At 54.1% G+C, this 20,640-nt stretch carries 15 protein-coding genes and 3 tRNA genes; 8 read left to right on the top strand and 10 right to left on the bottom strand.

Going from position 1 to position 20,640, the window contains the following annotated elements; genetic code table 11:
- Window positions 1–264: 264 nt before the first annotated feature.
- On the bottom strand, window positions 265–1,200 hold the full coding sequence (locus ABK821_RS17140; RefSeq protein WP_138363079.1) for a LysR substrate-binding domain-containing protein: 936 nt from the start codon (window positions 1,198–1,200) through the stop codon (window positions 265–267).
- Window positions 1,201–1,303: 103 nt separating this feature from the next.
- Here ABK821_RS17140 and ABK821_RS17135 point away from each other — a divergent pair, with 103 nt between their 5' ends.
- Window positions 1,304–2,392 carry a tartrate dehydrogenase gene (locus ABK821_RS17135; RefSeq protein WP_138363078.1) on the top strand — a complete coding sequence of 363 codons (1,089 nt, stop codon included), beginning with the start codon at window positions 1,304–1,306 and terminating at the stop codon, window positions 2,390–2,392.
- Window positions 2,393–2,459: 67 nt separating this feature from the next.
- On the opposite strand, the gene ptsP is transcribed toward ABK821_RS17135, so the two are convergent.
- The gene (gene ptsP / locus ABK821_RS17130) at window positions 2,460–4,961 is read right to left on the bottom strand and encodes a phosphoenolpyruvate--protein phosphotransferase (RefSeq protein WP_343179188.1); all 2,502 of its coding nucleotides are present in this window, start codon (window positions 4,959–4,961) and stop codon (window positions 2,460–2,462) included.
- A gap of 310 nt (window positions 4,962–5,271) precedes the next feature.
- Here ptsP and ABK821_RS17125 point away from each other — a divergent pair, with 310 nt between their 5' ends.
- The 5 genes from ABK821_RS17125 to ABK821_RS17105 are packed head-to-tail and all read left to right on the top strand — an operon-like array spanning window position 5,272 to window position 10,237.
- Window positions 5,272–6,348, top strand: coding sequence for a PTS fructose transporter subunit EIIC (locus tag ABK821_RS17125; protein ID WP_138363076.1), 1,077 nt, complete (start codon window positions 5,272–5,274; stop codon window positions 6,346–6,348).
- Between the two features lie 20 nt (window positions 6,349–6,368).
- Entirely contained in the window at window positions 6,369–6,689 is a 321-nt protein-coding gene (locus ABK821_RS17120) for a PTS fructose-like transporter subunit IIB (RefSeq protein ID WP_138363075.1), read from the top strand.
- 52 nt (window positions 6,690–6,741) lie between these two features.
- Window positions 6,742–9,039: a formate C-acetyltransferase gene (locus tag ABK821_RS17115; protein WP_142502148.1), complete on the top strand. Its 2,298-nt coding sequence runs from the start codon at window positions 6,742–6,744 to the stop codon at window positions 9,037–9,039.
- Entirely contained in the window at window positions 9,005–9,880 is an 876-nt protein-coding gene (locus ABK821_RS17110; protein WP_138363073.1) for a [formate-C-acetyltransferase]-activating enzyme, read from the top strand. Before ABK821_RS17115 ends, ABK821_RS17110 begins: the two co-directional genes overlap by 35 nt.
- 15 nt (window positions 9,881–9,895) lie before the next feature.
- Window positions 9,896–10,237, top strand: a complete 342-nt coding sequence (locus ABK821_RS17105; RefSeq protein ID WP_138363072.1) for a PTS fructose-like transporter subunit IIB — start codon at window positions 9,896–9,898, stop codon at window positions 10,235–10,237.
- 775 nt (window positions 10,238–11,012) lie between these two features.
- Here ABK821_RS17105 and ABK821_RS17100 read toward each other — a convergent pair.
- Window positions 11,013–11,780, bottom strand: coding sequence for a phytanoyl-CoA dioxygenase family protein (locus ABK821_RS17100; RefSeq protein ID WP_343178549.1), 768 nt, complete (start codon window positions 11,778–11,780; stop codon window positions 11,013–11,015).
- Window positions 11,781–12,032: 252 nt separating this feature from the next.
- On the opposite strand from ABK821_RS17100, the gene ABK821_RS17095 reads away from it, so the two are divergent.
- Window positions 12,033–12,866: an AraC family transcriptional regulator gene (locus tag ABK821_RS17095; protein WP_138363070.1), complete on the top strand. Its 834-nt coding sequence runs from the start codon at window positions 12,033–12,035 to the stop codon at window positions 12,864–12,866.
- A gap of 11 nt (window positions 12,867–12,877) precedes the next feature.
- Here ABK821_RS17095 and ABK821_RS17090 read toward each other — a convergent pair whose 3' ends face one another.
- Window positions 12,878–13,780 (bottom strand): GGDEF domain-containing protein, encoded by a 903-nt coding sequence (locus tag ABK821_RS17090; protein WP_395034000.1) that lies wholly within the window; start codon window positions 13,778–13,780, stop codon window positions 12,878–12,880.
- Between the two features lie 796 nt (window positions 13,781–14,576).
- On the opposite strand from ABK821_RS17090, the gene ABK821_RS17085 reads away from it, so the two are divergent.
- Window positions 14,577–16,325: an alpha,alpha-trehalase gene (locus ABK821_RS17085; RefSeq protein ID WP_395033999.1), complete on the top strand. Its 1,749-nt coding sequence runs from the start codon at window positions 14,577–14,579 to the stop codon at window positions 16,323–16,325.
- A gap of 335 nt (window positions 16,326–16,660) precedes the next feature.
- Here the strand turns inward: ABK821_RS17085 and ABK821_RS17080 are convergent.
- From ABK821_RS17080 to uvrY, 6 genes are all read right to left on the bottom strand, one after another.
- Window positions 16,661–16,747, bottom strand: a tRNA-Leu gene (locus ABK821_RS17080).
- Window positions 16,748–16,760: 13 nt separating this feature from the next.
- Window positions 16,761–16,834: transfer RNA gene (locus tag ABK821_RS17075), tRNA-Cys, on the bottom strand.
- A gap of 38 nt (window positions 16,835–16,872) precedes the next feature.
- Window positions 16,873–16,948 (bottom strand) — tRNA-Gly (locus tag ABK821_RS17070).
- 150 nt (window positions 16,949–17,098) lie between these two features.
- A complete protein-coding gene (pgsA, locus tag ABK821_RS17065) occupies window positions 17,099–17,647 on the bottom strand; it encodes a CDP-diacylglycerol--glycerol-3-phosphate 3-phosphatidyltransferase (protein WP_138363067.1) in 549 nt (182 codons plus the stop codon).
- A 57-nt stretch (window positions 17,648–17,704) separates the two neighbouring features.
- A complete protein-coding gene (gene uvrC, locus ABK821_RS17060) occupies window positions 17,705–19,537 on the bottom strand; it encodes an excinuclease ABC subunit UvrC (protein WP_343178597.1) in 1,833 nt (610 codons plus the stop codon).
- Entirely contained in the window at window positions 19,534–20,190 is a 657-nt protein-coding gene (uvrY, locus tag ABK821_RS17055) for a UvrY/SirA/GacA family response regulator transcription factor (RefSeq protein ID WP_138363065.1), read from the bottom strand. The genes uvrC and uvrY overlap by 4 nt, the downstream gene beginning before the upstream one ends.
- Window positions 20,191–20,640: the final 450 nt, after the last annotated feature.

Raw genomic sequence — 20,640 nt, 5'->3', positions numbered from 1 at the left:
GAAGCCGGAGTGGAGCGGACCGCGCAGCGGCAGGTTTTCAGCGCCATGCCGGGGGTGCAGGGGGACGGGCGAAACGTCCCCCTGCCCGTTCACACGCTGTGGATATAACGAATATCCGCGTATTTATCGTGAACGGAACAGACCACGGAATCTGAATGGGCGAAAACGAAAATGCCATTTTAGCCAGAACCACCGATAATGCGATTGCCACAGGCAAATAAAACAAAAGACAACACCGATGATTTGCTTAAGTGAACGGCATTGTTATTGCTGGCGCGGTGTTTTGACTTCACTCTCCAGTTGTGGAAAGTGTTGCTGAAAATAGTGACGCAAGAACTCCACGGTGGTCCGAATTTTTGCCGAGGTTGCCAGCCGCGACACATACACCGCCCAGATATTGGCGGGCTGATAGAACTCCGGCAGTAAATGCACCAGATGGCCGCTGGCAATATTTTCCCGGACATCCCACCATGAACGCAGCGCGATTCCCTGGCCGTCCAGACACCATTGATGGACGATCTCACCGTGATTTGACGACAGCGGGCCGGTAACCTTAATCGCATGCTCGCCCTCTTTATCGCGCAGTTGCCAGACGCCAAAGGGCCGATCGCGTTCCTTAATAACCAGGCAGGGCAGCGCGGCAAGGTCGCTAAGCTGTTTTGGTACCGGATGACGGGCGACAAATTCCGCTGAGGCGCAGAGAATACGGCGATTGGCGGCGAGCTGGCGGGCAATCAGATTGGGGGCGATGTCGTCACCGACGCGGATATCCAGATCGACCCCTTCATTGGCTAAATCCACCAGCCGGTCGGCAACATCAAAACGGATCTCCAGTTGCGGATAGAGGCGGGCCAGCTCAGAGAGCGCCGGGGCGACGATCCGGCGGCCAAAGCCAAAGCTGCTGATAATGCGCAGCGTCCCCTGCGGCACCTGACGCACATCGGAAAGCTCATCCATCATCTGGTCGACATCCTGCAAAATACGCTGCCCCCACTCATAGATACGTTCGCCTTCTGCGGTAATCGCGACCCGCCGGGTCGTGCGGTGCAGTAACCGGACATTGAGCGTTTGCTCAAGTAACGATACACGCTTACTGACAAAAGCCGGGGAAACACCCAACTCTTCGGCAGCGGCGGCAAAACCGGCGCGGCGGGCGACCAGCATAAAGACGCGTAAATCGTTTAGCAGCAGATTATTCATAATTCGTGTTTTATGTTTTACCGTTTGACGGGATTAATTATGAATGAGTCCATTATAGGATAGACATGAAGTCAACCTCTCTTACCCTGAACTGAGAAAAAAGATGAATAAAACCTTACGTATTGCCGCCATCCCCGGCGATGGCATCGGTAAAGAAGTGCTGCCTGAGGGCGTGCGCGTGCTACAAGCCGCCGCCGAACGCTGGGGGCTGGCGTTAAGCTTCGAACATTTCGAATGGGCCAGTTGCGATTACTACGCGCAACACGGTCAAATGATGCCTGACGACTGGCACGCGCAGTTGAAAGATTTTGATGCTATCTATTTCGGCGCGGTCGGCTGGCCGGCTATCGTGCCGGATCACATCTCCTTGTGGGGGTCGCTGCTGAAGTTTCGCCGTGAATTCGACCAGTACGTCAACCTGCGTCCGGTGCGCCTGTTCCCCGGCGTCCCCTGCCCGCTGGCGGGTAAACAGCCCGGCGATATTGATTTCTATGTGGTGCGCGAAAATACCGAAGGAGAATACTCCGCTCTGGGGGGGCGAGTGAATCCGGGAACCGAACATGAAGTGGTGCTTCAGGAGTCGGTATTTACCCGGCGCGGCGTCGATCGGATCCTGCGTTACGCCTTTGAACTGGCGCAAAGCCGCCCGCGCAAGACACTCACGTCGGCAACCAAATCCAACGGCCTCGCCATTAGCATGCCCTACTGGGACGAACGGGTTGAAGCGATGGCGCAGCATTACCCGGACGTGAAATGGGATAAGCAGCATATTGATATTCTGTGCGCCCGCTTTGTGCTACAGCCGGAGCGTTTTGACGTGGTGGTCGGCTCCAACCTGTTCGGCGATATCCTCTCCGACCTCGGCCCGGCCTGTACCGGCACCATTGGTATCGCGCCGTCGGCAAATCTTAATCCGGATCGTACCTTCCCCTCGCTGTTTGAAGCCGTCCACGGTTCTGCGCCGGATATCTACGGCAAAAATATCGCCAACCCTATCGCCACCATTTGGGCCGGCGCGATGATGCTGGATTTCCTCGGTAACGGGGATGAACGCTTCCAGGCCGCCCATGACGGCATTCTGGCGGCGATTGAGCAGACCATTGCCAGCGGGCCGAAAACGCCGGATATGAAAGGCAGCGCCTCCACCCAACAGGTGGGCGAGGCGATTTGTCAGGCGATTGCCCGGCGGTAACGGGCACCGGCGGCAAAGCCAAACTGTCGGCCCGCCAGAGGCGGCGGCGCCGGGAAGAGGCCGCGGGCTAAAGCTCCAGCTCCCGCTGCAGCAGCGCGGCAATAGCCTCGCTGCTGTCTGCCGCCACCAGCGATTGACGGAACGCTTCATGCATAATGCGCCGTGCCAGCCGCGAGAAGATGCGCATATGCTGATCCCCCGCCGAATGCTTGTTCAGGGTCAGCATAATCACAAACTGCGCTTCATCATCGCCCCAGGCCACCGGCTGCGCCAGACGGGCGACGCTGATGGTCGACTGCTCAATATGTTCCGATTTGCTGTGCGGAATGGCAAAACTGAACCCCAGGCCGGTGGAAAATACCGCTTCGCGGGCCCACAGATCGGCCTCCAGCTTGCGCGGGTAGCGGCAGCGGCCGGCCAGCAGCAGGTTATCGGTCATGCCTTTCATCACTTCCTCTTTACTGCGCCAGTCGCTGTTCAACGTAATGCAGCGGACGGTAATCAGCGGCGCATCCTGCTGCGCCATGCGGAACTGGGCCAGCAGATGCTCCACCTCCAGCGAAGTACGGCACTGCATCGCCTGGTTAAGCAACTGACGACAGGCGCGGCTATCAAGCTGCGCCAGACGCGCTTTTGTCGCCGGAATCGATGGCGCGCTCATGCTCAATTCATCCAGCCCCAGCCCCACCAGCAGCGGCAACACCGACCCTTTCGCCCCCAGTTCGCCGCACAAACCGATCCACTTACCCTGACGATGCGCCGCCTGAACCGCATAATCCAGCGCCCGCAAAAATGCCGGATTGAGGCTGTTATAGTGGCGCGTCACCTTAGCGTTATCGCGATCCACCGCCAGCAGATACTGAGTCAGGTCATTGCTGCCGATGCTAAAGAAATCAATCTCTTCGCAGCACTGGTCGATAATAAACATCACCGACGGCACTTCGAGCATAATGCCGAGCGGGATTTTCTCATCAAACGGAATATGCTCGCTGCGCAGCGACTGTTTGGCATCCGCCAGTTGCTCTTTTACCCACAGAATCTCTTCCATTGCTGAAATCATCGGGATCATGATTTTCAGCGCACCGTGCGCCGACGCGCGCAAAATCGCCCGTAGCTGGGTGCGGAACAGCGCCTGGTACTCCTCATAAATACGCACCGCGCGGTAACCAAGAAACGGATTGTTTTCCGCCGGAATATTGAGATATGCCACCGGCTTGTCACCGCCGATATCCATGGTGCGAATGATAATGCTGCGCCCGTTGGCCGGCTCCAGCGCCTGACAAAATAGATTGTAAAGCTCGTCTTCCGATGGCGCGTTCGGACGATCCATATAGAGCATTTCGGTGCGGTACAGCCCCACCGACTGCGCCCCCTGGCTAAATGCTGCCGTCGCTTCCACCGAATGGGCAATATTCGCCGCAACTTCCAGGCGAACGCCATCTTCCGTCCGCCCCTCTTTATCCAGCCAGACCTGCTGCTGGCGATGGATTTGCGCCTGTACCCAGGCTTCCTGCTGATAATATCGCGCCACCGCGTCATCCGGCTTCACGACGACCAGACCGACATTGCCGTCAATCTGCACCGGCTGATCGACCCACGGCAGCAGCGCGTCCATCTCCACGCCGACCAGGGTCGGGATATTGAACGAGCGTGCGAGGATCACCGTATGCGATGTCGTACCGCCGCTACGCAGCAGCAGGCCTTTAAGACGCGTTTTATCCAGTTCGAGAAACTGGCTGGGGGTTAATTCATCGGCCAGACAGACAGATGCTTCCGTCAGTTTTCCCGGCGCCGGAAAGCGTGATTCGCCATAGATATGCTGCAGCAACTGGAAACAGACATCGCGGACATCCAGTACGCGCTCCTGTAAATAGCGATTGCCGGAAGCGCTGAACTGAGCGCAGAAATGTTCGCCGGAGCGAACCACCGCTTCGGCGCAACTCAGGCCGGACAGCAGACCGTCGAGCAGATGCTGGCGCAGCGAGGCGTCGGTCGCCAGCGAGCGATGCGCGTCGAGGATCGCGCTGGCGGTGCCGTCGTTATCCAGCAGACGAAACTCAATATTTTTGACCAGCAGCGTCAGTCCCTCATCCAGCAACGCCTGCTCCTGCTCAATCGAGCCCGCCGCCGGCAGCGGGCCTGAATCACGCAGATCCAATGATTTCAGATGGATGAGCCTGCCGCCCGCGCTCCCGGCGCAGACCGGTACAGCATGAAACAGCGTAGGGTGAAGACGTGAGAGTGATTCAGGCACCGGCTGAATATCCATTTGTTCCACCGCTGGCAACGGCGCATCGCAATGCGGAAACTCATCGGCGATAAATGCCGACAGTGCCTCAAACGCCTGCGGCTCGTCCTCGCCGCTGATGATCAACTGGCAGCAATCACCTTTAATTGTATTGGTGCCGATAATCGCCAGCGCGCTTTTTGCGTTCCCCCGCCCTGCACTACGAATATTGACCCATTCGACCGAAGACGAAAAACGATTACACAGTGTTTCAACCAGGCTCGCCGGACGCGCATGTACGCCATTGGGCAAATCACAGATGAATTCAATTACCAGGGCCATCGCCTTCCTCCTGAGCAATGCATTATTTCTCCAAAAGGTAAAAAAATTATCCGCCCGCCACTACGCGACAAAACTGGTAATTACTGGACAATTGTATGCTTAGCTCTTTTTTATGCGCGTCATCACAAATAGCGCGATTCAACGCCCCAATAACCCGGCATAGCTAAGATTTGAGGTGGATCGCAATTTTCTTCTCGCCTTACAAATATCCAGTAAATGCGCTTTTTCTCTACTATTTTATGCGCCGCCCTTTTTCTAATGTTGAAACATCAACCCAGCCACGGGCCACGCCGCGCCCAGGAGAAAAACAATGAACGAACTGGTGCAAATACTAAAAAATACACGCCAGCACCTGATGACCGGGGTCTCGCATATGATCCCTTTTGTCGTGTCCGGGGGGATCCTGCTGGCGGTCTCCGTCATGTTGTACGGCAAGGGAGCAGTACCCGATGTCGCCACCGATCCTAATCTGAAAAAACTGTTTGATATTGGCGTAGCGGGCCTGACGCTGATGGTGCCGTTTCTGGCGGCCTACATCGGTTACTCCATTGCCGACCGCGCGGCGCTGGCGCCCTGCGCCATCGGCGCCTGGGTCGGCAACAGCTTCGGCGCCGGTTTCTTCGGCGCGCTGATTGCCGGGATGATTGGCGGTCTGGTGGTTTACTACCTGAAGAAGATCCCGGTGCACAAGATACTGCGCTCGGTGATGCCGATCTTTGTTATCCCGATCGCTGGCACCTTTATTACCGCCGCGATCATGATGTGGGGCCTCGGCGAGCCGATTGGCGCGCTGACCGCCAGCTTAACCAGTTGGCTGCAGGGCATGCGCGAGGGCAGCATCGTCGTGTTAGCCATCATTATGGGCCTGATGCTGGCCTTCGATATGGGCGGTCCGGTCAATAAGGTCGCTTATGCCTTTATGCTGATTTGTGTCTCACAGGGGGTTTACACCGTGGTGGCCATCGCTGCCGTCGGCATCGCCGTACCGCCGCTGGGCATGGGGCTGGCAACATTGATTGGTCGGAAATACTTCTCCGCGGAAGAGCGGGAAACGGGTAAAGCCGCGCTGGTCATGGGCTGCGTTGGTGTCACTGAAGGCGCAATCCCTTTCGCCGCCGCCGACCCGTTGCGCGTGATCCCCTCCATTATGGTTGGCGCCGCCGCGGGTTGCGTCACCGCAGCGCTGCTTGGCGCACAATGCTACGCCGGCTGGGGCGGGCTGATTGTCCTGCCAGTGGTACAGGGTAAAGGCGGCTTTATTGCCGGTATCGTGGTAGGTGCAATCGTCAGCGCAGCCTGCGTCATTCTGCTCAAAGCGCTGGCGAAAAAGAACACGCCGGATGCGAAAGCCGATGACGACATGGATCTTGATTTTGAAATTAACTGAAACACGGGAAGGAATATCATATGACCAAAATTATCGCCGTTACCGCATGCCCGTCTGGCGTCGCCCACACCTATATGGCCGCCGAGTCACTGGAAAGCGCCGCCAAAGCCAAAGGCTGGCAGGTGAAAGTCGAGACCCAGGGCTCTATCGGCATTGAGAACGAACTGACGGCGGATGACGTCGCCAGCGCCGATATGGTTATTCTGACCAAAGATATCGGTATCAAGTTCGAAGAACGTTTTGCCGGAAAAACCATTGTGCGCGTCAACATCAGCGATGCCGTGAAGCGCGCCGAAGCCATTATGAACAAAATCGATAGCCACCTTTCACAGAAGGCCTGAATTGCATCGCGGGGCAGGTTCTGCGCCCCGCTAAATTAACATGGAGTTTGTCATGACCAATCGCACTCAACGCCTAAAAGATCGCCTCTTCGCCCAGCCGCGCGAGATCTCCCTTGAACGTGCTCTGCTCTATACCGCCAGCCATAAGCAGACTGAAGGGGAGCCGGTGATGATCCGCCGGGCGAAAGCAACCGCATGGATCCTCGATCATGTGCAGATTTCGATTCGTGATGACGAACTGATCGCCGGTAACCGGACGATTAAGCCGCGTGCCGGAATTATCTCTCCGGAGATGGACCCTTACTGGCTGCTCAGGGAGCTGGATCAGTTCCCGACCCGCCCTCAGGATCGCTTCACTATCAGCGAGGAAGACAAACGCATCTACCGCGAAGAACTTTTCCCTTACTGGGAAAATCGCTCAATGAAGGACTTTATTAATCGCCAGATGACGGATGAAGTGAAAAGTGCCGTCAGTACGCAAATTTTTAGCGTTAACCAGACGGATAAGGGCCAGGGGCATATTATTATTGACTACCCTCGCCTGCTGGAAAATGGCCTGGCCGCGCTGGTAACGGAACTTAAAGCGGTGAATAAACAGCATCCGCAAAACCACTTCTATCAGGCGGTGCTGATCCTGCTGGAAGCCTCTCAGCGCCATATCCTGCGCTATGCGGCCCTTGCCGATGAAATGGCCGCCAGTTGCGACGATACGCAGCGGCGCAAGGAGCTAAAGAGCATTGCGGATATTTCCCGCCATAATGCGCGACACCGTCCGGAGGATTTCTGCCAGGCGTGCCAGTTGTTCTGGTATATGAATATTATTTTGCAGTATGAATCCAACGCCAGTTCGATTTCGCTGGGGCGCTTTGATCAATACATGCTACCTTATTATCAGGCGTCGCTAAATCGCGGTCAGGATCCGCGGTTTCTTCAAGAGCTACTGGAATCGCTGTGGGTGAAGTGTAACGATATTGTCCTGCTGCGCTCGACCAGCAGCGCACGCTACTTTGCCGGCTTTCCCACGGGTTATACCGCCCTGCTCGGCGGCCTGACCGTGACCGGGCGCAGCGCGGTGAACGTTCTGTCGTTTTTATCCCTTGACGCTTATCAGAACGTTCGCCTGCCGCAGCCGAACCTCGGCGTGCGGGTCAATGAGCTTATTGACCGTCCTTTCCTGCGCAAAACCGCAGAAACCATTCGCCTTGGCACCGGTATACCTCAAATCTTTAACGACGAAGTGGTGATCCCGGCGTTTCTCAATCGCGGCGTGTCGCTGGAAGATGCGCGGGATTATTCGGTGGTCGGCTGCGTTGAGCTGTCGATCCCTGGGCGCACCTACGGCCTGCACGATATCGCGATGTTTAATCTGCTGAAGGTGATGGAGATCGTGATGCTGGAAAACGAAGACAATCCCGACATCAGCTGGGATGGGTTGATTAGCCAGATCCGCGACAAAATTCGCTACTACATCAAACTGATGGTCGAAGGCAGTAATATTTGCGATATCGGCCACCGGGACTGGGCGCCGGTTCCCCTGCTTTCATCGTTTATTGAAGACTGCGTGCAGCACGGCAAAGATATTACCGAAGGCGGCGCGCGCTATAACTTCTCCGGCGTTCAGGGCATCGGCATCGCTAATCTGAGCGACTCGCTGCATGCGCTCAAAGGGATGGTGTTTGAGCAGAAACGCCTGAGTTTTGCTGAACTGATGGCGGTGCTGAAAGCCAATTTCCAGACGCCAGAAGGGGAACAAATCCGCGCCCGCCTGATCAATCGCTTTGAGAAATACGGTAACGATATTGACGAGGTGGACAATATCAGCGCCGATTTGCTGCGCTTCTATTGTAAAGAGGTGGAGCGGTACCAGAACCCGCGCGGCGGCCATTTCACACCGGGCTCATATACCGTGTCCGCCCACGTGCCGCTGGGCTCGGTGGTTGGCGCAACCCCTGACGGACGCCTGGCCGGTGAGCAACTGGCGGACGGCGGACTGTCGCCGATGGTCGGTCAGGACGCCCAGGGGCCAACGGCGGTGCTCAAGTCGGTCAGCAAGCTGGATAACTATCTGTTGTCTAACGGTACGCTGCTCAACGTCAAATTCACGCCGGCGACGCTTGCCGGTGACAGCGGCCTCAATAAGCTCGCCGACTTTTTACAGGCTTTCACCCGGCTTAAGCTACAGCACATTCAGTTCAACGTGGTCAACGCCGACACGCTGCGCGAAGCCCAGCGGCGGCCACAGGATTTCGCCGGTCTGGTGGTGCGTGTGGCGGGATACAGCGCCTTTTTCGTCGAGCTGTCGCAGGAGATTCAGGATGACATTATCCGCCGCACCGCGCATCAATTGTGAGGTGATGGAAACGCGCGCCGACAGGGCGCGCATTTTTAACATTCAGCGCTACTCTTTGAATGACGGTCAGGGGATCCGCACCGTCGTTTTTTTTAAAGGCTGCCCGCACGCCTGCCCATGGTGCGCCAATCCGGAATCGATATCGCCGAAAATCCAGACCGTGCGCCGGGAGAGCAAATGCCTGCATTGCGCCCGCTGCCAGCAGGATGTTACCGAGTGCCCTTCCGGCGCATGGGAGCAAATTGGTCGCGACGTGACGCTGGATACGTTGCTTAACGAGGTGCTGAAGGATGACGTATTCTTCCGCGCATCCGGCGGCGGCGTGACCCTGTCGGGGGGCGAAGTATTGATGCAGGCCGAATTCGCCGCGCGTTTTCTGTGCCGCTTACGCCAATGGGGGATCAGGACCGCTATCGAAACGGCAGGCGATAGCGCGTTTAACCGCTTTTTTCCGCTGGCGAAGGCATGTGATGAAGTACTGTTTGATTTGAAAATCATGGATGCAGCCCTGGCCCGGAGACTGCTGCGGATCAATATGCCGCGGGTACTGGATAACTTTACTCGCCTGGTGGAGGCGAATATTCCCGTGATTCCACGGATACCGTTAATTCCGGGTTTTACACTTAATGAAGAGAATTTCCGCCAGATTCTGGCGTTTCTGGCCCCCTTAAAACTAAGCGACATTCATCTTCTGCCATTCCATCAATACGGCGAGCCAAAATATCGCTTACTGGGCAAAACATGGTCGATGTCGATGATTAACGCCCCCACAGAGTCTGAGATTCAACCATTCAAGACGCTGGCCGAACAGGCCGGCTTTAGCGTGACCATTGGCGGATAACGCCTGGAGGATGCTATGGATTTCAATATCGTTGCCGTAACGGCCTGTGTCAGCGGCGTCGCTCACACCTATATGGCGGCTGAGCGCCTGGAAAAGGTCGGTCACCACGAGAAATGGAATATCAAAATAGAAACCCAGGGCGCGCTGGGAGTAGAGAATAAAATAACGGCTGACGATATTGCCCACGCCGATGTCGTTCTGCTGGTAACGGATATTGAGATTGACGACGCCAGACGCTTTAGCGGCATCCGTACTATTAAGACCAGTATCAAAACTTTTTTATTGCAGCCGCAGCAAATTGTCGACGCGGTGAGAGGCATTATGAAAAAACCGGTGGTCTATATTGAGATCCCCTGAGTGCGATGAGATTCTTGCTCTAATGCGGGTCAAGTTAAGGGGTGTCAGTTGTGTTTATGGCTGGCTGAGCGGTTCTGTCGATCGGTGGTTATGGCGAACATGGCGCGTTTTTCGTTTTCGCCCATTCAGATTCCGTGGTCTGTTCCGTTCACGATAAATACGCGGATATTCGTTATATCCACTGCATGTGAACGGGCAGGGGGACGTTTCGCCCGTCCCCCTGCACCCCCGGCATTGCGCTGAAAACCTGCCGCTGCGCGGTCCGCTCCACTCCGGCTTCATCTGGCGGACCGGGCGGGACTCGACGTCCCTGTCTCGACCCGCCCTCTGGCCGCCGTCCTGGCGGCCAGTCCTGGATGCGCGCCTGCGTTCCCGCCAGGTTTCCTTGATGCGCCCAACCCCCATGCGGTGAGTCCGTTATTCGTCAGGGGCTTTTCAGAGGCTGAAAGTCATAAAAAAGTTATATCCTTTATATTTAAGCCCGTATCAGCTCAGTTAGTGAATCAACCGAATCAGATTTTCGTTTAAACCACCGATAATGCGATTGCCGCTGGCAAATAAAACAAAAGACAACACCGATGATTTGCTTAAGTGAACGGCATTGGGCTCTTGCTCCGGTTGTATCGCGCCTCTGAGGCGGCGTGCCCTGAGACTCGACGGCGTTGACCTGGACTGCCATTTCTGATGACGGTCAGGTTTGCGGGCAGGTCAGACATTCTCTGCCAACTGGCGAGAAGCTGGCGTCGCTATCCACACTCGCCCGCGAGCCTTTCCGCTATTCCACACCCAGCAACCATTTTTGCGCTGGCGTCAGACGACTGGCGGTTTCCTGCGTCAGCCAGCGCTGCTGATCCTGCTGCGCCGTGTCTTGCCGGTCAATATACAAGCCGTGCAGCACCCGTCTTCTGCTGCCAATCCGGTTACGCGTTCCGCCGTGCCAGGTATGAGCGTTATAGATCATCACGCTGCCTGCCGGTGCGGCAAACACCACTTCATCAGGATGCGTCTGCTCCGGGTCATTCAGCACCTCTTCCGGCAGCTCTGGCCGCAGATGCGTACCGGGAATAATGCGCGGCGCGCCATTTTCCGCACTTAAATCATCAATTGCCCAAATGGTATTCACCAGATGCACTTTCGGAAAATCAGGTCGCGGTTTTTTCCAGTCCGCATGCAGCGGCTGGTGACCGCCGTTAAACAACGCTTCCCGCGCGTTGAGGCTGGAGACTTTAAAGTCGCCCTGAAAAATATAGTGACAGGCAGAAAGGATCAGCGGATGACACCAGACTTTCTCCCAAATCGCCCCTTTGTTAATCAGATTGGCAATGCGCGTCGCCGTCGCTTCCTGGTGATGCTCAATCGCCAGGTTATCCCCCTCTTTCTCAACGATAGCGTCAATAAGCGTGCGCATCGCCGCCAGCCACTCCGGGTCCACCACGTTATGCACAACGGTATAACCCAGCGTATCCAGCTCCTGCTGCATTTTCGCAGGAAGCGCCATGTCGGCCCCCAGCGCGTTCAGATAAACGGCAGATTGTTGTTCCATATGTATATTCCTTAACTTATCGATAACACAATACCAACTCTAAGCTGCGTCACGACGGAATACATGAGGCTAAAACTACAAAAAACTGGACAAGCGTACACGGGACAGAAAAGTGTGAAGGATATCAAAATCCAGCGTTTTCACCCTTCTCTGCTGAAGGCCCAGGAGAGATTGCTCTGATACAGAACAGATCAATATTCATAAAATAGATTATAATCAACAGGATAATAATTCTCTTCTAAGGCCTACGGAATGATTGACACGCTGGCGGATATTTTAAATCGTTTAGTGAATCAGAAAGATAATCTGCACGTCAGGTTTCCCGATCCAGACATTTCCGAGCCCGCGCTGGCGTTTAAAGTGCCCTTTCCGCGGCTGGAAATTGTACTGGAAGGCGATCTTAAGGAGAGCGGTCTGCCGCTGTCAGAGACGGTTTTATCCGCTTCACAGGTACTCTACGTGCAGGCGGGGAAATGGACGCTGCCGGAATGGACCGGACCGGCAGCAACATTAAGTATTCTGTTTGGCCGTCAGAAGCTCGGTTTTTGCCTTCAGCACTGGGACGGCAAGCAACTCCGAACAGAGAAGCAGAACGTCGCCCGTCTGGGGCCGCGGGTGGGTTCTTATCTGTTGCTGTCACTGAATGAAATTTGCCTGCAGCCGGATCCGGTCACCGCCAGGCTGGTGGTTTCTGCCTTACTGAGCCACTGCCTTGAGCAACTGGTCGGGCTGGAGATGCGCGTCAGCCGCAGCCGCGATCTGTTTATGGCGGTGCAGGATTATCTGGAAGAGCATCTCAGCCAGCCCCTGACCCGTGAATCGGTAGCCAGGCGCTTCCATATTACACCGAATTATCTTTCGCATATCTTCCAGAAATCCGGTTCCGTCGGTTTTAATGAATTTTTGACCAGCGTACGGCTGGAGAAAGCGAAAAAACTGCTGCGCGGCTACGATCTCAAGGTGAAAGAGATCGCCCATAACTGCGGGTTTGTTGACAGTAACTATTTCTGCCGGGTGTTTAAACGCTATACCGAGCGCTCCCCATCTGAATATCGCCGTCACTGCCGCAGCGCCCAGCAGGGATAATTCAGGCCGCGCTAAACGGCCCACTCCACGCGCCCTCGTCCCTTCTTTTTCGCCTTGTAGAGCGCGTTATCAATCTTTTTAATAAACAGGTTCTGCGGCTCGCCTTTACCACGCACCCCAACGCCAATGCTGACCGACAGCGGATTATCATGGTTAATCAGGATCGCACGGGCATTTTGCAAAATAGATTGCGCCAGTTCATCCACTTCCTGCGCCGTCAGACCATCAACAATAATGGCGAACTCTTCTCCCCCGATTCGGGAAGGCAGCACCTTATCGCTGGTGAGCCTGGCCAGCTGTTTACCGAAAGCAAACAGCACTTCATCTCCCACCATGTGACCATAGGTGTCGTTAATGTTCTTAAAGTAGTCGATATCGACAATCATTATCGCTATCGCATGGTCCTCTTTCTCACGGATGGTATCGGTAAAAAAGCGTCGGTTTGGTAGCCGGGTTAATTCATCTTTCAGCGATTGAGAACGCGCATCGACGTAGAGGCGATTAATACGCGCAATGATTTTGTAGATCCCGACCGTGGCCAACAGTATGCCGGACAAACGCAGGAGATCTTCGCAGTAGTACCCCATCCAGCGTGGCTGGAAATAGATTTCATCCATCAGGTCGAAAGTGCCGCCGGCAATCCACAGCAGTAGCCCATAGCGCACCCAGTTTACGGCCACATGGTGCATGCGTACTTTCGTTGAACTCCAGAGCATAAACAGCAAAAAAAGCAGCACCAGAAAATCAATATATATTCCTGGATTAAACAAGATCACGCGCCACGACCCCAGTCGCGGTGATAAAAATGCACATAAAGCGGATACGGAAACAACAACCAATAGCGCGGGAAGAAAATGCATTCGGGAGACAGTGGAGGACGGTTGAATGATAACGTTTTTTTCACGTTCTGGCATAATCAATTCCCTTAACAACGCGGTTCGCCAGTTTTAACAAAACTGGCGGAAAGTATATCAGGTGAAAGTACTGGCGCGAATTTTTAAAGGATGCCAGCCAGTGGCAAATGTCGACCGATGGGGAATGGACTGACTCCGCGGAATTTTTCCAACCAACAACCAATCCCTGGTGACGGAGTCAGTGAAGCGCATGGTATCGGGTTAACGTCGCGGAGATTTACCATTGGGTGCGTGAGGAAACGGGACGCCGTCATCAGAGACACACGAAACATCACTCAGAACTGCCGTTATTGCCATCTGACACGGGCATTATCCTTACAGCGAACCTGAATTGTCCAAAAAACGGCCTGCTGACACCAGGTTTCCATCGCCAGACTCTCCCTCTTACAGACATCTAACGTAGCATGTTGCAATATTTTCTCGGCCCCGGAGCATTGCGTAATCTGCCCGCCGATGTTGGCCAGCAGAGCATTTGTCGACTGCCCTTGAAGCTACGACCATTGATAGTGGTATTCACGCGAGAGCGGATACCGGATGGCCTCGCCTCACGCTGGACGGCTTTTCCTTCCCCTTTATTTTTACCTGATCCGGCAATTTTACCTTATCGGCAATACAGGCCAACAAAGGCTATTTTCACCGCCAATATATTGATTTTGTAATGGCAGCAGCGGCCGGTAAATCCGCTGTTTTCACGCAAAATGTTACCTCCCGCACGCGCAGCGGCAAATATTCGTCTAAGGTTTTCTGATAGCCAAATGCAGTGGCACAGAGTCTGCAATGATAAGGAGAACAACCTATGACGCGTTCCGCTTCTCGTCGCCCCGCCCCCCTTCCCTATGCTCTACATCTGGCGCTGGGAGGAGCATTCATCGCCCTGGCGACGCTGACGGCTCAGGCGGCGGAGCCCCACACCACCCCGCAATCGCCCGATATTCTGCTCGGTCCGCTATTTAATGATGTGCAAAGCGCCAGACTTTTCTCCGATCAGAAAACTTTCGCCGACGCTATCCCGAACAGCGATCCGCTGATGATCCTTGCCGATTACCGCATGCAGAAGAATCAGAGAAGTTTCGATTTACGACACTTCGTCGAACTCAATTTTACGCTTCCGGGAGAGAATGATCGGTACGTTCCGCCAGCAGGACAGACGTTGCGCCAGCATATTGACGGGTTATGGCCGGTACTGACGCGCAGCACCGTCGAGGTGGAAAAATGGGATTCATTGTTGCCGCTGCCAAAACCTTATGTGGTCCCCGGCGGACGCTTTCGCGAAGTCTATTACTGGGACAGCTACTTCACCATGCTCGGTCTGGCAGAGAGTGGGCACTGGGATAAAATCGAAGATATGGTGGCGAATTTCGCTGCTGAAATTGATACCTGGGGCCATATTCCCAACGGCAACCGCACCTACTATCTGAGCCGCTCGCAACCCCCGTTCTTTTCATTTATGGTCGAACTGCTGGCCCCGCACGATGGTAACGAGGCGCTCAAAAAATGGCAGCCGCAGATGGAAAAAGAGTACCAGTACTGGATGGCGGGAGCTGAAGCGCTTGAACCCGGCAGCGCCAACCAGCGTGTTGTACGCATGCCTGATGGATCGCTGCTTAATCGCTACTGGGATGACAAAGACACGCCGCGACCAGAATCCTGGCTGGATGATGTCACTACCGCCAAAAGCAACCCAAACCGTCCGGCCACCGAGATCTACCGCGATCTGCGATCCGCTGCAGCTTCCGGCTGGGATTTCAGCTCCCGTTGGATGGATAATCCGCAGCAGCTCGCGACCATCCGTACGACCACAATTATTCCGGTTGATTTGAACGCGCTGATGTTTCATATGGAAAAAACGCTCTCCCGCGCCAGTACAGCGGCGGGAGACAGTGCGAAAGCCGCACAGTATGAGGCCTTAGCCAGCGCCAGACAGAAAGCGCTGGAGAAATACCTGTGGAATGATAAAGAAGGCTGGTACGCCGATTACGATCTGAAGAATCACAAAGTACGTAATCAGTTGACCGCCGCGGCGTTGTTCCCTCTGTACGTCAATGCCGCCTCCAGCGAACGCGCGGCAAAAGTCGCCGCCGCCACCGAATCTCGATTACTTAAACCCGGCGGACTGACCACCACGACGGTGGATAGCGGCCAGCAATGGGATGCGCCAAACGGCTGGGCGCCGCTACAGTGGGTTGCTGCTGAAGGTCTGCAAAAATATGGTCAAAAGAAAATCGCCATGGAGGTAAGCTGGCGCTTCCTGCGTAACGTCCAGCACACTTACGATAAGGAGCAGAAGCTGGTTGAAAAATACAATGTCAGCTCTACGGGCACCGGTGGTGGTGGCGGAGAGTACCCGTTGCAGGATGGTTTTGGCTGGACTAATGGCGTGACGTTGAAAATGCTGGATCTGATTTGTCCGCAGGAGAAACCGTGCGATTCCGTTCCGGCTACGCGCCCGGCAACGAATGACGCGCCCGACAAGGTGTCTAACAGCCTCCCCGAGCCTGCAGCCAACGATCCTGTCGCCACGGAAAATAAACAAACTGCGCAGTGACCTTTTGCGCGGCGGATATCCGTCGCGCACTCTCTTCAGGGGATGTCTGCTATTTTATTTTCATGATCAATTAAATTAACTCTTTTTATCCGCGACTCAAATACAAAAAACATTCAGGCTTCGGGGAAGGATTTTCCGGAGAAAACATAGTTCACGGTACGATCGGCAAATGTACCTTGTTCTGATTGTGGGGAAATTATGGGGAAATAGAAAAGTCATTTTTATGCCGGGAGGCAAAATCATCGTCAGAAAGGTGAATGGCAGGCACAAAAAAACCACCCGGAGGTGGTTTTACGACACTGCTTATTGCTTTGATTATTCTGCTTTTATCCCAATGGTACCCGGAGCGGGACTTGAACCCGCACAGCGCGAACGCCGAGGGATTTTAAATCCCTTGTGTCTACCGATTCCACCATCCGGGCTCGGGATTGAAATTGGAGGCGCGTTCCGGAGTCGAACCGGACTAGACGGATTTGCAATCCGCTACATAACCGCTTTGCTAACGCGCCTTAATACATTAACACCCGCATTTGCCGATGCTTTTAACTGGAGCGGGAAACGAGACTCGAACTCGCGACCCCGACCTTGGCAAGGTCGTGCTCTACCAACTGAGCTATTCCCGCAGTGTCAAGCTAATTGCTAATCACTTGATTTCGTTATCGTCTGTCAGACTGTGCTGCCGTTCGATGCGTTGCATTCTACTTACCTGGCGCAATGAGTCAACGTTATTTTTTAAAAGCCCGTATTGTTTGCTGAAAATTGCGCCGAAACGATCACTGTTCAAGCAAATCCCCACGTGCCGCGTTCAAATATTGCAGCATGGACCACAGCGTCAGTACTGCCGCGACAAAAAACAGACCGATTCCCGCCCATTCAACCCAAATATATGGCCGCCACAGCATCCACACCAACGCCGTCATCTGAGCGGTGGTTTTCACTTTACCTATCCACGATACCGCCACGCTGCTGCGCTTGCCCAGTTCGGCCATCCACTCACGTAGCGCGGAAATAATGATTTCACGGGCGATCATCGTTGCGGCCGGTAACGTCACCCACCAGGTGTGGTAGTGTTCAGCAACCAGCACCATCGCAATCGCCACCATCACTTTATCCGCTACCGGGTCAAGGAAAGCACCGAAACGGGTGCTCTGGTTCCAGCGGCGCGCCAGGTAGCCATCAAACCAGTCGGTCACTGCGGCAATAAAGAAAATCAGCGCGCAGGCAAATGGCGCCCAGGTAAATGGCAGGTAAAACGCCAGTACAAAGAACGGGATAAGAATGACGCGAAACAGAGTAAGCAACGTAGGGATATTAAATCGCATAATAACGGGTAACTATCTGTTGTAAGTAAAAATTAGCCCTATGTTGCTACAGAGCCCCTAATGTTTCAACGAGTAGAAGATCTTTTCTGCCAGACCGTGAGATATACCCGGTACTTTAGCAATCTCTTCGACGCTGGCTTTCTGCAGCCCTTGCAGACCCCCCATATATTTCAGCAGCATTTGTCGGCGTTTTGGCCCCACTCCTTCAATCGTTTCTAACGTGCTGGTGCTTTTCACCTTCGCCCGTTTTTTGCGATGACCGGAAATAGCATGATCGTGTGATTCATCGCGTATATGCTGGATAACATGCAGCGCCGGTGAATCCGGCGGCAAGCTAAAACCGTCACCTTCCGCGTCGAAAAATAGCGTCTCCAGCCCCGCTTTACGGTCACTGCCTTTTGCCACGCCCAACAGCAAAGGATGATTTTTATCCCACGGAACATCCAGCCCGGCAAAAACCATTTTCGCCTGTCCAAGCTGACCTTTACCGCCATCAATCAGGATAACATCAGGAATTTTACTCTCTTCTATCGCCTTGCCATAGCGACGACGCAGAACCTGATTCATCGCCGCATAATCATCTCCCGGCGTGATGCCGGTAATGTTATAACGGCGATATTCCGCGCGCAGCGGCCCGTTATTGTCAAAAACCACGCACGAGGCGACCGTCTGCTCACCCATAGTGTGACTGATATCGAAACACTCCATCCTATTCACCGTCGGCAGCTTAAGCAATGTTGCCAGCGCCTGCAGGCGTTGCGTAATCGTCGCGTGTTGAGAAAGTTTAGCCGTCAACGCCGTCGCAGCATTGGTCCGCGCCAGCTTCAAATAACGTGCACGATCGCCACGCGGCTTCGTCTGTACATTAACCCGACGCCCCGCCAGCTCAGAGAGCGAATCGGACAGCAGCGTTTTATCACCCAGATTAAAATCCAGTAAGATCTCGCCAGGTAAAGTACGCATCTGGCTGCCCTGTAAATAGAATTGACCGACAAAGGTTTCCACAACTTCCCCCAGTTCGGTTCCATTGGGGACTCTGGGGAAATAGCTGCGGCTACCCAGCACTTTACCCTGACGAATAAATAGCACGTGGACACAGGCCATTCCGGCCTCAAACGCCACGCCAATCACATCCAGATCGTCCCCGGTATTAGAAACAAACTGCTTTTCGGTGACCCGACGCACGGCCTGAATCTGATCGCGGATCCGCGCCGCCTCTTCAAACGCCAGCGACCGGCTGGCCTTCTCCATGCGGGCAATCAACTGCGTGAGCACCTGATCGTCCTTACCCGTAAGGAACAGGCGGACATAATCAACCTGCTGTGCATACTCTTCTTCACTCACCAGCCCGGCGACACACGGCCCCAGACAGCGACCAATTTGATATTGCAGGCAGGGCCGGGAGCGATTGCGGTACACACTGTTTTCACACTGCCGGATGGGGAAGATTTTTTGCAGCAGAGCTAAAGTTTCGCGAACCGCATAACCATTCGGAAACGGGCCAAAATACTCACCTTTCGCATGCTTTGCCCCGCGATGCATGGCCAGACGAGGATGGGTATCGCCGCTAAGAAAAATAAAAGGGTAGGATTTATCATCGCGCAGCAGCACGTTGTAACGCGGCTGATACAGCTTGATATAATTGTGCTCAAGCAGCAGCGCTTCCGTTTCGGTGTGGGTAACGGTCACGTCTATCTGCGCGATGAGCGCCACCAGCGCCTCCGTTTTGCGCGAAGCCAGATTGCTGCGAAAATAGCTGCTGAGGCGCTTTTTTAAATCTTTGGCTTTACCTACATAAATGACAGTACCGCCAGCATCATACATACGATAGACGCCCGGTTGGCTGGTAACTGTCTTCAGGAAAGCTTTGGCGTCAAAAACATCACTCACTGACTTGCTAACGACTCCGTATTGCACAGGCCATGGCGAATTGCCAGGTGCGTCAGCTCCACATCGCCATGAATGTTAAGTTTACTGAACATACGATAACGATAGCTGTTCACCGTCTTAGGACTCAGATTTAACTGCTCTGAGATCTCATTGACCTTCTGACCTCGGGTGATCATCAGCATAATCTGCAATTCTCGCTCGGACAAACTGGCAAACGGCGATTCTGCCTTTTCAGGTTCAATCTGGCTGAGGGCCATTTGTTGGGCGATATCCGAGGCGATATAACGCTGGCCGGACGCCACGCAACGAATCGCATTGACGACTTCCTTCGGCGCTGCGCCTTTACTGAGATACCCCGCCGCGCCGGCTTGCATAACCCTGGCCGGCAGTGGGTTTTCAGTATGCACCGTCAGCATAATCACTTTGGCATCGGCAACAGAGCGGACAATCTTACGCGTCGCTTCAAGTCCGCCGATACCCGGCATATTCATATCCATCAGGACGACATCAACGGGATGTGCGCGGCACCATTTCACGGCATCCTCGCCGCAGCAGGCTTCGCCGGCAACTTTAATCCCTTTTATATCTTCCAGAATGCGTCGTATCCCTGCGCGCACTAGTTCGTGGTCATCAACAAGAAGGACGTTGATCAAAGGAATAATCTCCAGAATTGAGGGATAACGCTACTGATAGCTTATCTTTTACATATTACCGGGTTTTATCGTAACTTTAAAAGCCCAAAAATGTGCTACGAAAACTTTCTTACGCCATAGTGAAAATTTGTCAGCGTATCTTATAGAATTCCATAGATAACATAGCGTTATACAACACCATTTTTTTAACATTGATCATACAGATTACGCAAAAACACAACACTTTATGTAGAAGCGAAATACAGCGCTGATATGTAACAATTATTAACGAAAAAATAGCATCACGCAAAATTATCCCGCTCAGGCCCCATAATTACGTATTACGCAACAAATAGAACCATTCACCATTCAAATGAGAGAACAGAAATCAGGCACTCTTTTTTCCCTTGCTTGTGGTATACTGCGCCGCCTTTACTTTTAGTCATGCGCATTTGCGCAGAAAGCAAACGA

It is taken from the genome of Klebsiella sp. KE9456, assembly GCF_043832615.1.
GTDB lineage: Bacteria > Pseudomonadota > Gammaproteobacteria > Enterobacterales > Enterobacteriaceae > Klebsiella > Klebsiella indica.
The sequence above is the reverse complement of the archived record's forward strand: the minus strand, read 5'-3'. Positions and strand labels throughout refer to the sequence as shown.

Bases quoted from the DNA above. Each gene is read 5' to 3' on its own strand.
- ABK821_RS17140 (WP_138363079.1), bottom strand. From the start codon at position 1,200: ATGAATAATCTGCTGCTAAACGATTTACGCGTCTTTATGCTGGTCGCC.
- ABK821_RS17135 (WP_138363078.1), top strand. From the start codon at position 1,304: ATGAATAAAACCTTACGTATTGCCGCCATCCCCGGCGATGGCATCGGT.
- ptsP (WP_343179188.1), bottom strand. From the start codon at position 4,961: ATGGCCCTGGTAATTGAATTCATCTGTGATTTGCCCAATGGCGTACAT.
- ABK821_RS17125 (WP_138363076.1), top strand. From the start codon at position 5,272: ATGAACGAACTGGTGCAAATACTAAAAAATACACGCCAGCACCTGATG.
- ABK821_RS17120 (WP_138363075.1), top strand. From the start codon at position 6,369: ATGACCAAAATTATCGCCGTTACCGCATGCCCGTCTGGCGTCGCCCAC.
- ABK821_RS17115 (WP_142502148.1), top strand. From the start codon at position 6,742: ATGACCAATCGCACTCAACGCCTAAAAGATCGCCTCTTCGCCCAGCCG.
- ABK821_RS17110 (WP_138363073.1), top strand. From the start codon at position 9,005: ATGACATTATCCGCCGCACCGCGCATCAATTGTGAGGTGATGGAAACG.
- ABK821_RS17105 (WP_138363072.1), top strand. From the start codon at position 9,896: ATGGATTTCAATATCGTTGCCGTAACGGCCTGTGTCAGCGGCGTCGCT.
- ABK821_RS17100 (WP_343178549.1), bottom strand. From the start codon at position 11,780: ATGGAACAACAATCTGCCGTTTATCTGAACGCGCTGGGGGCCGACATG.
- ABK821_RS17095 (WP_138363070.1), top strand. From the start codon at position 12,033: ATGATTGACACGCTGGCGGATATTTTAAATCGTTTAGTGAATCAGAAA.
- ABK821_RS17090 (WP_395034000.1), bottom strand. From the start codon at position 13,780: ATGCCAGAACGTGAAAAAAACGTTATCATTCAACCGTCCTCCACTGTC.
- ABK821_RS17085 (WP_395033999.1), top strand. From the start codon at position 14,577: ATGACGCGTTCCGCTTCTCGTCGCCCCGCCCCCCTTCCCTATGCTCTA.
- pgsA (WP_138363067.1), bottom strand. From the start codon at position 17,647: ATGCGATTTAATATCCCTACGTTGCTTACTCTGTTTCGCGTCATTCTT.